At 65.1% G+C, this 14,109-nt stretch carries 13 protein-coding genes and 1 tRNA gene; 9 read left to right on the plus strand and 5 right to left on the minus strand.

Going from position 1 to position 14,109, the window contains the following annotated elements; all coding sequences use genetic code 11:
- Position 1 precedes the first annotated feature (1 nt).
- The 7 genes from LMJ30_RS20915 to ftsZ all read left to right on the plus strand — a co-directional run bounded on the left by LMJ30_RS20915 (position 2) and on the right by ftsZ (position 6,580).
- Positions 2–1,345 carry a hybrid sensor histidine kinase/response regulator gene (locus LMJ30_RS20915; protein ID WP_229434488.1) on the plus strand — a complete coding sequence of 448 codons (1,344 nt, stop codon included), beginning with the start codon at positions 2–4 and terminating at the stop codon, positions 1,343–1,345.
- Between the two features lie 189 nt (positions 1,346–1,534).
- A complete protein-coding gene (locus LMJ30_RS20920) occupies positions 1,535–2,527 on the plus strand; it encodes an ABC transporter substrate-binding protein (protein WP_229434489.1) in 993 nt (330 codons plus the stop codon).
- Positions 2,528–2,536: 9 nt separating this feature from the next.
- Entirely contained in the window at positions 2,537–3,124 is a 588-nt protein-coding gene (locus LMJ30_RS20925) for an SCO family protein (protein ID WP_229434490.1), read from the plus strand.
- Between the two features lie 6 nt (positions 3,125–3,130).
- Positions 3,131–3,565 carry a cupredoxin domain-containing protein gene (locus tag LMJ30_RS20930; protein WP_229434491.1) on the plus strand — a complete coding sequence of 145 codons (435 nt, stop codon included), beginning with the start codon at positions 3,131–3,133 and terminating at the stop codon, positions 3,563–3,565.
- An 8-nt stretch (positions 3,566–3,573) separates the two neighbouring features.
- Positions 3,574–4,332 carry an ABC transporter permease gene (locus tag LMJ30_RS20935; RefSeq protein WP_229434492.1) on the plus strand — a complete coding sequence of 253 codons (759 nt, stop codon included), beginning with the start codon at positions 3,574–3,576 and terminating at the stop codon, positions 4,330–4,332.
- Positions 4,322–5,062 carry an ABC transporter ATP-binding protein gene (locus tag LMJ30_RS20940; protein ID WP_229434493.1) on the plus strand — a complete coding sequence of 247 codons (741 nt, stop codon included), beginning with the start codon at positions 4,322–4,324 and terminating at the stop codon, positions 5,060–5,062. The genes LMJ30_RS20935 and LMJ30_RS20940 overlap by 11 nt, the downstream gene beginning before the upstream one ends.
- 309 nt (positions 5,063–5,371) lie before the next feature.
- Positions 5,372–6,580 carry a cell division protein FtsZ gene (ftsZ, locus tag LMJ30_RS20945; protein ID WP_229434494.1) on the plus strand — a complete coding sequence of 403 codons (1,209 nt, stop codon included), beginning with the start codon at positions 5,372–5,374 and terminating at the stop codon, positions 6,578–6,580.
- A 115-nt stretch (positions 6,581–6,695) separates the two neighbouring features.
- Here ftsZ and LMJ30_RS20950 read toward each other — a convergent pair.
- The 5 genes from LMJ30_RS20950 to LMJ30_RS20970 form a co-directional block, all read right to left on the minus strand.
- Positions 6,696–6,772: transfer RNA gene (locus tag LMJ30_RS20950), tRNA-Met, on the minus strand.
- Between the two features lie 89 nt (positions 6,773–6,861).
- A complete protein-coding gene (miaA, locus tag LMJ30_RS20955; RefSeq protein WP_229434495.1) occupies positions 6,862–7,803 on the minus strand; it encodes a tRNA (adenosine(37)-N6)-dimethylallyltransferase MiaA in 942 nt (313 codons plus the stop codon).
- Complete coding sequence (locus tag LMJ30_RS20960; protein ID WP_229434496.1) at positions 7,800–9,017, minus strand: multidrug effflux MFS transporter; 1,218 nt, start codon at positions 9,015–9,017, stop codon at positions 7,800–7,802. The genes miaA and LMJ30_RS20960 overlap by 4 nt, the downstream gene beginning before the upstream one ends.
- Complete coding sequence (mutL, locus tag LMJ30_RS20965; protein ID WP_229434497.1) at positions 9,017–10,885, minus strand: DNA mismatch repair endonuclease MutL; 1,869 nt, start codon at positions 10,883–10,885, stop codon at positions 9,017–9,019. The genes LMJ30_RS20960 and mutL overlap by 1 nt, the downstream gene beginning before the upstream one ends.
- A 137-nt stretch (positions 10,886–11,022) precedes the next feature.
- Complete coding sequence (locus LMJ30_RS20970) at positions 11,023–11,952, minus strand: peptidylprolyl isomerase (protein WP_229434498.1); 930 nt, start codon at positions 11,950–11,952, stop codon at positions 11,023–11,025.
- Between the two features lie 190 nt (positions 11,953–12,142).
- Here LMJ30_RS20970 and LMJ30_RS20975 point away from each other — a divergent pair, with 190 nt between their 5' ends.
- Together LMJ30_RS20975 and LMJ30_RS20980 are read left to right on the plus strand one after the other, a co-directional pair.
- On the plus strand, positions 12,143–12,787 hold the full coding sequence (locus tag LMJ30_RS20975) for a VTT domain-containing protein (protein WP_229434499.1): 645 nt from the start codon (positions 12,143–12,145) through the stop codon (positions 12,785–12,787).
- 113 nt (positions 12,788–12,900) lie between these two features.
- Positions 12,901–13,932, plus strand: coding sequence for a carbonic anhydrase (locus LMJ30_RS20980; protein WP_229434500.1), 1,032 nt, complete (start codon positions 12,901–12,903; stop codon positions 13,930–13,932).
- Positions 13,933–14,109: the final 177 nt, after the last annotated feature.

Consider the following 14,109-nt stretch of genomic DNA (forward strand, 5'->3'; position numbering starts at 1 on the left):
GATGGGAACGTTACATGATGTCAGCCCTGGCTCAACAGAGCGTTCCTTCAATGACGACGCGGCCGCGGCGGCGCAAGACCCGCAGGCGCGGATCGCGGCACTGACCGCCGAAGTGAGCGCGCTGCGCCAGGCGCTGGAAGAACGTAACGCGCTCGAAGGCATGGTGGCGCAGCTGCGCGAAGCCAACGAAAACCTGGTGTTCGCCACCCTCAACGCCCAGGGGCTGCGCGACGACGCCGAGGCGGCCAACCGGCGCCAGAACGAATTTCTCGCCATGCTCGCGCACGAATTGCGCAATCCGCTAGCGCCCATCAACATGGCCGCCGCGCTGCTCGAACGTATTCCCGCAGCCACTCCGCAACTGCTCAACCTGACCCAGGTGATCGGCCGCCAGGTCGACCACATGTCGCACCTGCTTGACGACCTGCTCGACGCGGCCCGCATCAGCAGTGGAAAGATTACCCTGACCGTCCAGCCGGTGTCGCTGGCGGACGTGCTCGCGCAGGCAGTCGAAACGGTGGAGCCGCGTATCGCCGAACGCCGCCAGAGCCTGGTGGCCGGGATTCCCGATGCCGGGCTGATTATCGACGGCGACCCGGTGCGCCTGACCCAGGCGTTCTCCAACCTGCTGGGCAATGCCTCGAAATACACCGGCGACCTGGGCGAGGTGCGCCTGTCGGTTGCGCAGCAGGACGGCTTCGCCATCATCAAGGTGTCCGACAACGGGACCGGCATCGCCGCCGACGTCATCCCGCATATCTTCGACCTGTTCACGCAGGGGCCGCGCTCGCTGGCCCGTTCCGAGGGCGGGCTGGGCGTCGGACTGAACGTGGTGCGCAACCTGATCTCCATGCACGGCGGTACGGTGGTCGCGCGCAGTGAAGGCATTGGCCACGGCAGCGAATTCACCGTGACGTTGCCGGTGTCGGCGCAAGCGAAACTGGCCGCACCACCAGTTGAAGCGGGCGAGGGCGCGGCAAGCCGCTGCCGCGTGCTGCTGGTGGAAGACAATGTCGACGCCTGCACGACCCTGACCTGCTTCCTCGAGATCGAAGGCCACGTGGTCAGCACCGCGTATGACGGCGTGGCAGGGCTGGCGAGCGCGCTGCAGGGCGGCTTCGACGTGCTGGTATGCGACATCGGACTGCCCGGCATGGACGGTTTCGCGCTGATCGCGGAACTGCGCCGCGCGGCGCAAGGCCAGCGCGCGTATGCGATCGCCTTGTCGGGATACGGCCAGGAAGAAGACCGCGCCCGCGCCATCGAGGCAGGCTTTGATGCCTACCTGGTCAAGCCGGTGAGTCCGGCAGCGCTGCTGGCTGCGGTGGCTGCCGCAGGTTCCTGATCACAGCGCATTAGACCTCCATCCGTATTCCGGGTTGTGGTTCATGGGCCTTTACAAAACGGCCGCTTGCCGTGAGAATCGGGGCGACGCGCAAGCAAGCGTCGCCCGACATTCACCGGCAGGCTAACCATCATTTCTCCAGAATCTGAACACTCCCTCACTGCTGGCCTGCTGCGCCGGCGCCAGGTGATGCGCGCCGCGCTGGCCGCCGCGCTGCCGCTGGCCGTGCCGTCGCTGGCGCATGGCCGGGCGCCAGCGCCGCTGGTGGTCGGCGGCCTGCCAGTGACCTGCAACCTGACCTTGCCGGTCACTTGCATGGCGAAGGCTGCGTCGCTCAGGCAGGGCGGCGGCCAGCCGGTCGGCTTCGAGTATGCCAAATACAGCGGCTGGGCGGAGATCAAGGAATCGTTGATGACGGGCCGGATCCAGGCCGCCTACATGCTGGCGCCGCTGGTGATGGACCTGGTCGACTACCGGATTCCCCTCAAAATCGTCTCGCTCGGCCACCGTTCCGGCGCCGTGATCATGGTGCATGCGAATTCGGCTTACCGTAAGTTCAGCGACCTGCGCGGCAAGCTGATCGCGATCCCGAGCCGCTTCGCTGTCGACTACCTGTTCCTGCGCAAAATGCTGGCGAGCGCCGGCATGACCGCGAAGGACATCGAGATCATCGAGATGCCGCCGCCCGACATGCCGGCAGCGCTGTACACCCGCACCATCGACGCGTATTGCACGGGCGAGCCGTTCGGCGCGGCGGCGCAGCGCGCCGGCTACGCGCGGCCGCTGGCGATGACGCGCGACCAGTGGCGCAACTACATCTGCTGCGTGCTGACTGTGCGCGAGGACCTGATCCGCGATCACAGGCCGGTTGTGCAGGACCTGGTGAATTACGTGCAGGCGGCCGGCAGCTGGCTCGACGCCGGCGCCGCCAACCGCGACAAGGCGGTGCGGATTGCCGCGCGGCGCGAGTTCTTCAACCAGGACCCGAAGATTTTGCGCTTCGTGATGGACAACCCGGAAGACCGGGTCACCTACGGCGACCTGCGCATGCTGCGCGCCGAGTTCGACGACCTGATGAAACTGTCGCTCGAGGCGCGCACGCTCAAGCGCCCGGTCGCCTTCGAGCGCTACGTCGACGAGAGCTTTGTGAAAAACCTGAAACCAGTCGCCATCGCGCCCTGAAGCCTGACCATGTTCAAATCCATCCTCGTCCTTGCCTCTTTCTTGCTGTGTGCCGCCGGCGCAGCCGCACAGCCGGTTGCCGGCCTCAAGTCAGGCCTGTTCGAGCCGCCGCGCGTGGCGCCGCCGATCGGCCTGCGCGCCACCGATGGCAGCGTGTTCGACCTGGCCAAATACCGCGGCAAGGTGGTGGTGCTCGAATTTGGCTTTACCCACTGCGTCGAGGTCTGCCCGGTCTCGCTGTACGCGCTGTCGCAGGCGCGCAAGCTGCTTGGCGCCGACGCCGCCAGGCTGCAGGTGGTGTTCATCTCCGTCGATCCGGAGCGCGACAGCATCGCCCGCATGCGTGACTACCTGGCGCCGTTCGGCCCCGGCATCCTCGGCGTGACAGGCAGCGCCGGCCAGGTCGATGCCGTGCTCAAAGCCTACGGCATCACCGCCACCAAGCGAATGACCGGAGGCTCGAAGACTGAGTACATGATGGCCCACTCGTCCTACCTGTATTTTGTCGACACGCGCGGCATGCTGCGCGCGATGATGCCATTCGGCCGTCCGGCCGCCGACATCGCGCGTGACGTCCAGCTCCTGCTGCGCAACTAGATGGCGATGATGCGCAGCTTGCGGCGCCATCCTGCCGCGTGGACCCTCGCCGCTTGCCTGGCGCTGGCGCTGGCATGGGCAGCCCTCGCGCCGCCCCATGCCGCCAGCCGTGACCTGCTGTTCGAGATCCCGAAGGGCACCTGGGAGCGCCGCATGGCCGGCGACAAGGTCGAGATCCTGCCGTCGGTGGTGACGCTGACGCTGGGCGTGCAGGACGTGCTCCTGCTGCGCAACAGCGACACGGTGCCGCAGCAGTTTGGCCCGGTGCTGATCATGCCTGGCCAGGATTTCCGGCTGCCTTTCGAACAGGTCTCCGAAAACCAGTTTGCCTGCACCGCCCACTCGAGCGGCCAGATGACGGTGTCGGTGGTGGCCCCGCCCGCACCTGGCTGGGCGCGGTTGAAGTGGCGGCTCGCCGCGCTGCGCCATTATTTTGAATAGGACTCCAGTTGGATAAATTAAAGCAGCTCATGCCGCCCGCCGCGCTGATTGCAGCCGTACTTGCCGTCTGGTGGATCATCGTCGTGCAAAGCGCCAGCGTGATCTTCCCGACCCCGTTGCAGGTGCTCACCGGTACGCTGGAACTGGTTGAAGACGGCACGCTGTGGACTCACATCGGCAGTTCGCTGTTCCGGGTAGGCTGCGGCTTCCTGGTGGCGGTGCTGGTGGCGGTGCCGATGGGCCTGTGGATGGGGCGCATTGACGGTGTGTTCCGTACCGTGAACCCGCTGTTCCAGATACTGCGGCCGATTTCGCCGATCGCCTGGATCCCGCTGTCGATCCTCTGGTTCGGCGTCGGCAACACCTCGCCGATCTTCCTGATCTTTATCGCCTCGGTATTCCCGCTGATCGTCCAGACCGCCGCGGGCGTGCACACCATCGAGCGGCGCTACCTCGACGCGGCCGAAAACTTCGGCGTCTCGCGCGGCGTGCTGTTTCGCCGGGTGGTCATTCCGGCGGTGCTGCCGGAAGTGGTGACTGGCATGCGCATCACGCTCGGCGTCGCCTGGCTGGTGGTGGTGGCCGCCGAAATGATCGCGCCGCGCTCCGGCCTCGGCTACCTGATCATCGACGCTCGCAATGCCGGCAACCGCTACGACCTGGTGATCGCCGGGATGATCATCATCGGCCTGATTGGCCTGCTGCTGGACGGCGCCATGCGCCTGCTCGAAGGACTCAACTCGGTAAGGTGGCGTTATGGCCGATAAGATTGCCGTCAACGGCGTCAAGAAAAACTTCATGTCCGGCAAGCAGTCGTTGCCGGTGGTGGGCGGCGTCACCTTGAGCGTGGCGGACGGCGAATTCGTCGCCATTGTCGGACCGTCCGGCTGCGGCAAGTCGACCCTGATGAAGATCGTGTCGGGCTTCGAGCGGGCCGACGAAGGGGAGGTGCTGGTCGACGGCGTGCCCCTGCTGCGGCCGAACGCAAAAGGCATCGTCATCTCCCAGCACGGGTCCGTTTTCCCCTGGCTGACCGTGCAGGAAAACCTGATGTTCGGGCTGAACGGCGACGGCCACGGCGACAAGGCGGCGCTGGCCGATCACTACGCCGCGATGGTGGGCCTGAAAGGGTTCGAGAACAGCTACCCGCGCGAACTGTCCGGCGGCATGCTCAAGCGCGTCGAAATCGCCCGCGCGCTGGTGGTCAAGCCCGAAATCCTCTACATGGACGAACCATTCTCGGCGTTGGACGCGCTGATGAACCTGCGCATGCGCACCGAGCTGCTGCGCATTCTACAGGAGGAGCGCCACACCGTGCTGTTGATTACCCACGATGTCGAGGAAGCCCTGTACCTGGCTGACCGCATCATCGTGCTGTCGCCGCGCCCGACCGTTATCCAGGCCAGCTTCGCGGTGCCGCAGCCGCACCCGCGCAAACTGTCCAGTCCGGAGATGCAGGTGCTGAAGGACGCCATCCTGGCTGAGCTCGGGCTGTAAGGCGAAGCAACCTGCTCAGCTGGTATTTCCGTTCCTCGCGTCAACATTATCCGGGACGCGATGCATTGGCGAGGCCAGCCTTTCGATTCGATTGCACGCCTTCTTACAAATGCTTTCGTCTGAAACACTTTACGCGCTTTCGCGTGCGCGCCCCAGCGATTACTCTACTGGATTCGGCACTGGCCAGGACCGTCTTGCGGCCTCCTCCGCGGACTTGTTGCGCCCCACGCTCCGCCCCTGTTTCAGGCGTTGAGCCAAATTGCGGGATGGCAAGCCTGGCCGGGCACAACCCATCAAAAGGAGTCTCCCTTGTTCGACCTGAAAAATGCCCAACCCGACACGGTAATCAAAGTAATCGGCGTCGGCGGCGCCGGCGGTAATGCCGTCAACCATATGGCGACCTCCGGACTGGCCGACATCGAATTCATCTGCGCTAACACCGATGCGCAGGCGCTGTCGAATACCCGCACCGAAAACCGCATCCAGCTCGGCGAGAGCGGGCTGGGCGCCGGCAGCGACCCGGTGGTGGGCCGTGAAGCCGCGATTCGCGAACGCAGCGTCATCGCTGAAGCGCTCAAGGGCGCGCACATGGTGTTCCTCACCGCGGGCATGGGCGGCGGCACCGGCACCGGCGCCGCTCCCGTGGTCGCCGACGTGGCGCGCGAGATGGGCATCCTGACCGTTGGTGTCGTATCGAAGCCTTTCGAGTTCGAAGGCGCGCGGCGCATGCGCGTGGCCGACGAAGGCATTGCGATGCTGGCGAAAAGCGTCGACTCGCTCGTCATCGTCCTTAACAGCCGCCTCGAGGAAGTGCTGGGCGACGACATCACGCAAAAGCAGGCGTTCGCAGCCGCAGACGAGGTGTTGAGCAAGGCGGTTTCGGGCATCGCCGAGATCATTGCCGTGCCCGGCATGATCAACGTCGACTTCGAGGACGTGCGCACGGTGATGCGCCAGACCGGCACGGCGATGATGGGCTCTGCCCAGCATGCCGGCGAAGACCGCGCCGTCAAGGCGGCCGAAGAGGCGATCTCTTGTCCACTGCTCGACGGCTCGAACCTGCATGCGGCGCGCGGTCTGCTGGTCAACATCGCGGCATCGGAGGAAACGCTGAAGCTGCGCGAAACCAAGGTGGTGATGAACGTGATCTGCGCGCAGACCAGCGACGAAGCCATCATCAAGTTTGGCGCGGTGTTCGACGACACGCTGGGCGACGCCATGCGTGTGACAGTCGTAGCGACCGGCTTGAACCGGCCCGGCACCGTCTCCACCGGCTCGGCACAGTCGCCGCTGGCGCGATCGGCGCCAGCGGGTTCGCCAAACCAGCTTCGCGGCGGCGTGTTGAGGGAGACGCAAGCGCAGGCGATGCAGCGCCAGACCGCTTTCCAGGCAGCCGTCCAGGCGGCATCCGCCCAGCAGGCGCTGCGGGCGGGGATGACGCCGCGCCAGCCTGCGTCGAACGCCAGCGAGGATTCCCAGCGGGTGTTGGCGACAGATACGAGAGGGCAGGGGGCGTAAGTTTTCGTGCCGATCCACCCGGCCGGCACGCCGGGTGTTCGTGTACAGCTAACGAAAGAATCGTAGCAAACAAAAAAGGCCTGACTCTTGCGAGACAGGCCTTTTTGCGTGTTCTTGGTGGTGATAGGTGGACTTGAACCACCGACCCCAGCATTATGAATGCTGTGCTCTAACCAACTGAGCTATATCACCCGACAGCCGAGCATTATCCAGATTTTCATCCGGTCTGTCAAGGATTCGCGTAAATCGCTGCGAAACTTTGAACAGATATTATCGGAATATTATTTTCTCCGATTGCTCAGCGAGTCCAGCATGATACCAGCAACGTCCGGGCCGAGGCAATCGATAACGACGCGTGCGGGCATCGAACGCAACCAGGTCAGCTGGCGCTTGGCCAACTGTCGCGTTGCGATGATGCCGGTCTCGCGCAGGGTGGGGCGGTCGGTGACGCCTTCCAGGTAGTCCCAGGCCTGGCGGTAGCCGACGCAGCGCATCGACGGCAGCGTAGGATTCAGGTCGCCGCGTGCGCGTAGCCGCGCTACCTCAGCCACCAGGCCTTCGTCGTCGCGCTGGCCCAGCATCTGGTCGAATCGGGTGGCGATGCGCGCGTGCAGCACGGCGCGATCGGAAGGCTCCAGCGCAAATGACAGCAGCTCGAACGGCAGCTCGGTCTTCTCACGTTTGGCGAGGAGTTCGGACATCGGCTTGCCGCTCAGTTCAATGATCTCCAGCGCGCGGTTGATCCGCTGCGCGTCGTTGGGCGCGAGGCGGTCCGCAGTTTGCGGATCGAGCGCGCGCAGCTTGTCGTGCATCGCGGGCCAGCCGATACGCGCCGCTTCCAGCTCGATCCGCGCGCGCAGCTCGGCGTCCGCCGTCGGCAGGTCGTCGAGGCCGTCGGTGAGCCCTTTAAAGTACATCATGGTGCCGCCGACGAGCAGCGGCAGCTTGCCGCGCGCGCTGATGTCGGCTACCAGCCGCAGCGTATCGTCGCGGAACTGGGCGACGGAGTAGGACTCGGTCGGCTCGATGATGTCGATCAGGTGGTGCGGCACGCTGGCCAGTTCTTCAGCGCTTGGCTTGGCGGTGCCGATATCCATTTCGCGGTAGACCAGCGCGGAATCGACCGAGATGATCTCGGCCGGGATCTCACGCGCGATTGCCAGTGCCGCCGCCGTTTTGCCGGATGCGGTTGGACCCATGATGGCAACTGCCAGCGGTTTCATTGCGCCTCCTTGTGATCGACCAGCCGCACCGACGCGAAGATGCAGGCGCCAAGGCCGCATGCGGTTGCGGCCAGCGGGAACAACGTGCCGTCGAAGGTCGCGCCGACGATGGTGCCGACGCCGAAGGCGGCCAGCATGACGATCGCGCCCATCAGGCCCGCCGCGGTGCCGGCCTGCTGCGGGAACGGCGTGACCGAACCCGATTGCGATACGGGGAAGTTAATGCCGTGCGCGCCCATCGTCAGGAACATGGCCACGACCACCACCGACCAGTGCGCGAGCCCGACCCCGACCGCAGCAAGGAACAAGGCGCCGGCGGCTAGTGACAGCGTGCTGCCGATGCGCAGCGTGGCCGATGGACCGAAGCGCGGCAGAAGGCGGCGGCATACAATCGTCCCGCACAGGTAGCCGGACACGCCGAACGCGAAGCAGTAGCCGAACAACTGGGTCGGCACGCCGAGCACGCGGATCAGCACCAGCGACGAGCCGGAGATGAATGCGAAGATCGACCCATACGACAGCGCGCCGGGCAGCACGTGGGCCCAGAAGGCGCGCGAGCCAAGTACGTGGCGGTAGTTCGCCATCAGGCCGCGCAGTTCGGTAGCGCGCGGGTTCTTGTGCACGTTCGTTTCGGGCAGCCGCAGGATGACGGCGCCAAGCACGATGGCCGACAGGATCGACAGCGCGACAAACGCCGCGCGCCAGCCAAAGGCCACTTGCAGGTAGGAGCCGAGGATAGGGCCGGTCAGCGGCGCCAGCGACAGCCAGCTGCTGGCGCGCGCGATCACCCTTGCGCTGTCGGCTGGTGCATAAGCGTCGCGCACGATAGCGCGGGCGATGATGATGGCCGAGCAGCAGCCCAGCGCCTGCATGAAGCGCGCGGCGACCAGCACCTGGATGGTCTGCGCGAAGGCGCACAGCAGGCTGGCTGCGACGTAGAGCGCCAGGCCCCATATCAGCACCGGGCGGCGTCCGTAGCGGTCCGACAGCGGGCCGATGACCAGCTGCGCGCCGCCAAAGCCAATGACGAATACCGACAAGGTCAGCTGCACAGTGGAGGCGGGCACGCCGAAAACGGTGGCCAGGCTTGGCAGCGATGCCAGGTAGAGGTCCGTCGACAGCGGCTGCAGCATCATGAAGCCGATAATCAGCAGCAGGATCGGTGCGTGGGCGTACTCGGGAAGTGGACGCGGGGTTGGGCTGTGGTCCGACATCACTGGCCGCGCAGGAAAAGCTTGTCGAGCGCGGAGATCTCGAGCTGTACCCAGGTCGGGCGGCCGTGGTTGCACTGGTCCGCGCGTTCGGTGCTCTCCATCTGGCGCAACAGCGCGTTCATCTCCGGCACGGTCAGGATGCGGTTGGCGCGCACCGCCGTGTGGCAGGCGAGGGTGCCAAGCAGTTCATTGCGGCGCTCGATCAGCACGCGCGAGCCGCCGAATTCGCGCACGTCGCGCAGCACGTCGCGCGCCAGCGTCTGGGCGTCGGCGTTCTTCAGCAGCACAGGCACCGAGCGCACCGCCAGCGTGGTCGGCGACAGCGCGCCGATGTCGAAGCCGAGCTTGCGCAGCGTGTCCTGGTTTTCCTGCGCGGTGCCCACTTCCACCGCATCGGCGAAGAAGGTCACCGGGATCAGCAGCTGCTGCACCTGCATGTCCTGGCCGTCGACCTGCGCGTCGAGCGCGGTCTTGAGCTGCTCGTACAGGATGCGTTCGTGCGCGGCGTGCATATCGATCAGCACCAGGCCCTTGGTGTTCTGGGCCAGGATGTAAATGCCGTGCAGCTGGGCCAGTGCGAAGCCAAGCGGGTATTCGTCATTCGACATCGCCTGCGGCGACACGACCGGCTGCGGCATCTGGGCGACCTGCTGGGCCGGGCTCGAAGCGAACAGCGCGCCGTAGTTGTCGGTGGTCTGCGCCACGCCGGGCGCGTCCCAGCGGCTGCCGGCCGGATAGGGCGAGGGCGAGAAGGTCGACAGCTGGGCGCCGAACGAGGTCTGTTCATGCTCGCGCCGCCACGTCGACGTGCCGGCGCCGATTTCTCCGGCGGTCAAAGGGGCAGGCACGCTGCCGAACGCGGTGGCGGACGTCTGCGCCAGCGCGCGCTGGACGGCGTGGAACACAAACTGGTGCACGGCGCGGCTGTCGCGGAAGCGTACTTCGATCTTGGACGGGTGGACGTTGACGTCGACCAGCGCAGGGTCGAGGTCGAGCGCCAGCACGTACGACGGGAAGCGGTCGCCGTGCAGCACGTCCTGGTAGGCGGCGCGAACCGCGTGCACCAGCAGCTTGTCGCGCACGAAGCGGCCGTTCACATAGAAGAACTGGCCGTCGGCGCGCGCTTTCGATGCGGTTGGCAGGCCTGCATAGCCGTGAATGCGCAAGGGACCGGCCGATTCGTCGATGGGCAGGCGTGCTTCGGCAAAGTCGTTGCCGAGGATGTGGGCGCTGCGCTTGGCCATCTCGCAGGTGTTCCACTGGTCGATCGTGCGGCCATTGTGCGACAGGGTGAACGACACGTCGGGCCGCGCCAGCGCGATGCGGCGCACGACTTCGGCGCAGTGGCCGTATTCGGTCTGCTCCGACTTCAGGAACTTGCGCCGCGCCGGGGTATTGAAGTACAGGTCTTGGACGTCGATGGTGGTGCCGAGCGCGCCGGACGAAGGAGCGACGGTGCCGTGGTGCGAGCCGACGATTTCCCAGGCGTGGGCGGCGTCGGCGGTGCGTGAGGTGACGCTGACCGCTGCAACTGCCGCGATCGATGCCAGCGCCTCGCCACGGAAGCCCAGCGTGTTGACGTTTTCAAGGTCGTGCAGCGATGAGATTTTGGACGTGGCGTGGCGAGCCAGCGCGAGCGGCAGCTGCTCGGGCGGGATGCCGCGGCCGTTATCGGTGATGGCGATGCGTTTGACGCCACCTTCCTCCAGGCGCACGGTGATCTGGGTCGAGCCGGCGTCGAGTGCGTTTTCGAGCAGCTCCTTGACCACCGCCGACGGGCGCTCTACCACTTCGCCTGCGGCGATTTGGGAGATCAACTGGTCGGGGAGGGCCTGGATGGGGCGGGGTGCGGGAATCGGGGCGTTCATCGGGAAGATTATAGCTTGCGCCGCCGGTCGTCGTTCCCGCGGAGGCGGGAACCCATGCTGACTGTGAATAGCAGGCGAACTATGGGTTCCCGCGTTCGCGGGAACGACGGGTAGGGGGCGCGGCTATCCTTGTTCCATTACTTCACCTCGCGCACCGGAATCGGTGCATTGCACAGGTCGACATGGCCTGCGGCCACCTTGGTCCACGGTCCGCCACGGTTGCGCTGGGCTTCGACCACTGCTTTATAGGTCGCGGTTTCGGTGCGCATCACTTCAAACTTGCTGCGCTCCGCTTCCGGCACATCGGCGGCGACCTTAAATGCGCTGATCGGCACGTTCAGCTCCGGCTTGTCGTAGAACCCCATCGCGGCGGCGCCACGCGGCAGTGACGCCAGCAGCGGCATGCCCGACACAACCCGCCCCACCACCGTGATATTGCGGTCGAGGTGGCGTGGCGCGTGGCCGGTGACGGCGTACAGCGCCGAGCCGCCGCCGCTGTCGGCATCGGTGTCTCGTGCGACGCCAACCATGCCGTAGCAGTGCGCCAGCCAGGCCTCGCCGGTTTTCGGGTCGCGCGCGGACGGGAAGCCATTCGAGTGGCCGACCTGCGGCGCGTAGCCGTCAACATCCGGCAGGCGGGTGAAGTGCCTGACGTTCTTCATCGGCACCGTGAATTCCGCCTTCAAGGCCGCTTTGGCGGTTTTGAACGGGCGCGGGTTCTTCTCGTCCGGGTCGCCCCACTGCGCCACCCAGTTGTCCTGCGAGCGGATCACGGCCAGGCCGTCGAAGTATTTGTCGCGCGCCAGCGCCTTGATGTTGGCAACGTGGTTGGGCGCGAAGTCGGGCGCCATTTCGATCACGACCCTGCCACCTGGCAGTTCCATGTAAACGGTATTGGCCGGGTCGAGCGGGCGCCAGTCCGACGGCTTCGACGCCTTGACCAGGTCGGCCACGGTCGGCTTTTCCGCCAGTGGTTTGGCAGCCTGCGCCAGCGGCAGTGCCAGGAATGCCACGGCGGCCGCCCCCGCCAGCAGCATCGCCTTGTTGTGCGCGTTAATCATTTGCATCGCTTGTCTCCGGTTCTGAATTCTTTTTTGTTGCTGCCCCTTGAGGCCAGCGCGTGCCGATTGTAATCTGGAATATGGACGACTAGGAAACTTCTGAGCCAGCTCAATATTCTCCCGCGGTTGGCGGCATTTGACCGGATTATCGGGGCCGGAGTGGTGGTATGATGCGGCGCTACCTTTTAGGAAATTTATGGACCTGATGCAGTTTCTCGACATGATCCTCCATGTCGATAAAACCCTCGGCATGCTCCTTGCCGAGTACGGAATTTACGTTTACGTCGTTCTGTTCGCTATTGTGTTTTGCGAAACCGGGCTGGTTGTCTTGTTCTTCTTCCCTGGCGACACCCTGCTGTTTATTGCCGGCGCGTTCTGCGCAACCGGCGAGATGAACTATTGGCTACTGATGGCGCTGCTGATCACTGCCGCGGTGACGGGCAATACCCTGAACTACTGGATAGGCGAGAAAGTGGGCCAGCGCGTGTTCACCCACGATTACCGGTGGATCAACAAGGACGCCTTGCACAAGACGCATGACTTCTTCGAGAAGCACGGCGGCAAGACCATTATCCTTGCGCGCTTCGTGCCGGTGGTGCGTACCTTTGCGCCTTTCGTGGCCGGGGTGTCGGACATGACGCACACACGCTTTCAGTTCTACAACTTCACCGGCGCTGCGCTGTGGGTGGTCAGCCTGGTCACCGCCGGTTATCTGTTCGGTAACATCCCTGTCATCCGCGACAACCTGACCGCCATTGTGCTGGTCGGCGTCAGTGCTGCCATCGTCCCGCTCGCCCTCGGCGGCCTGTACAAATTTGGCCGCAAAATGCTGAGCCGTTAAAGTATCGAAACGACACCGCGCGATTTTTTATCGCGCGGTAGTTGCCCCGCGGACTCAAGTTTCCAGCGGTATGCGCCGATAAACCAGAATGTAAGCCTACTTTCTGGATTCTCATGCGTAACCTGATTGTCCTCTCCGCCTGCTGCTTCGTCATTGCGACGGCCGGCGCGAAGGATCCCCCAGCCAGCCCAGCCCCAGCGAGCGCCGCCGCCAAGCCGGCCGCCGCTGCGCCTGCCCCTGCGCCATCGAAGGCTGAAGCGCCGGCCCCGCGCCGCCTGACGGCTGCCGAGCAGCGCGTCATCGACGAGCAGGCCGAGCTGGACCTGCAAGCACGCATTGCCGCCCGCATCGCCGAAATGCGCGCCAACCAGCAGCAGCGCGCCGCGGCAGCGGCCAAGGCTGCGCGCCAGGCCGCCGCGGCGAAAAAGAAAAAGCAAGCGGTGGCCGCCAAGCCGCCGCCTCCTGCCAACGGCACCCATTGGGCCTACGATGGCGAGTTCGGCCCGGCCAACTGGAGCAAGATCAACGCGAAATGGAGCCAGTGCGGGCAGGGCGGCCGCCAGTCGCCGATCGACATCCGCGACGGCATGAAGGTCGACCTGGAAAAGCTGGCCTTCGACTACAAGCCGTCGTCATTCAGCGTGATCGACAACGGCCATACGGTCCAGGTCAACGTCGCGGGCGGCAACTACCTGACCGTGCAGAACCGCTCGTACGAGCTGGTGCAGTTCCACTTCCACCGTCCGTCGGAAGAGCGCATCAACGGCAAGAGCTTTGAAATGGTGGTACACCTGGTGCACCGCGACGTCGAGGGCAGGCTGGCGGTGCTGGCGGTGCTGCTTGAACGCGGCGCCGGGCACAACATGATCCAGACGGTGTGGAACAACCTGCCGCTGGAGAAGCACGACACCGTGCAGCCATCGGTGGTGCTCGATATCGCCGAGATGCTGCCGGAGCGGCGCGACTACTACACGTATATGGGTTCGCTGACCACGCCGCCGTGCACCGAGGGCGTGCTGTGGCTGGTGATGAAGCAGCCGATGCAGGCGTCGCCGCAGCAGATGGCCATCTTCAGCCGCCTGTATCCGTTCAATGCGCGCCCTGTTCAGGCGCATTCGGGACGGGTGATCAAGGAATCGAACTAAGCGCTGGCTGATCGGCGGATGCGCGCTGTGCGCTTATCCGCCCTACCGTCAGCGGTATTCGTAGATACCGTCTTGATCGTCAAGCCTGAACGGCAAAATTTGCCTCGTATGCCCGTCCAGTTTTGACGACACCGAAGCACAAATGTGCAAGCTTCCGCATGGCGGCCCCAATGGCCG

The sequence above is a fragment of the Massilia agrisoli genome (genome assembly GCF_020831365.1).
Classification (GTDB): Bacteria; Pseudomonadota; Gammaproteobacteria; order Burkholderiales; family Burkholderiaceae_D; genus Telluria_A; species Telluria_A agrisoli.

Coding starts and splice junctions, on each gene's coding strand:
- mutL (WP_229434497.1), bottom strand. CDS start 10,885: ATGAACGCCCCGATTCCCGCACCCCGCCCCATCCAGGCCCTCCCCGAC.
- LMJ30_RS20920 (WP_229434489.1), top strand. CDS start 1,535: ATGCGCGCCGCGCTGGCCGCCGCGCTGCCGCTGGCCGTGCCGTCGCTG.
- LMJ30_RS20915 (WP_229434488.1), top strand. CDS start 2: ATGGGAACGTTACATGATGTCAGCCCTGGCTCAACAGAGCGTTCCTTC.
- LMJ30_RS20960 (WP_229434496.1), bottom strand. CDS start 9,017: ATGTCGGACCACAGCCCAACCCCGCGTCCACTTCCCGAGTACGCCCAC.
- LMJ30_RS20970 (WP_229434498.1), bottom strand. CDS start 11,952: ATGCAAATGATTAACGCGCACAACAAGGCGATGCTGCTGGCGGGGGCG.
- LMJ30_RS20930 (WP_229434491.1), top strand. CDS start 3,131: ATGATGCGCAGCTTGCGGCGCCATCCTGCCGCGTGGACCCTCGCCGCT.
- miaA (WP_229434495.1), bottom strand. CDS start 7,803: ATGAAACCGCTGGCAGTTGCCATCATGGGTCCAACCGCATCCGGCAAA.
- LMJ30_RS20975 (WP_229434499.1), top strand. CDS start 12,143: ATGGACCTGATGCAGTTTCTCGACATGATCCTCCATGTCGATAAAACC.
- LMJ30_RS20925 (WP_229434490.1), top strand. CDS start 2,537: ATGTTCAAATCCATCCTCGTCCTTGCCTCTTTCTTGCTGTGTGCCGCC.
- LMJ30_RS20980 (WP_229434500.1), top strand. CDS start 12,901: ATGCGTAACCTGATTGTCCTCTCCGCCTGCTGCTTCGTCATTGCGACG.
- LMJ30_RS20940 (WP_229434493.1), top strand. CDS start 4,322: ATGGCCGATAAGATTGCCGTCAACGGCGTCAAGAAAAACTTCATGTCC.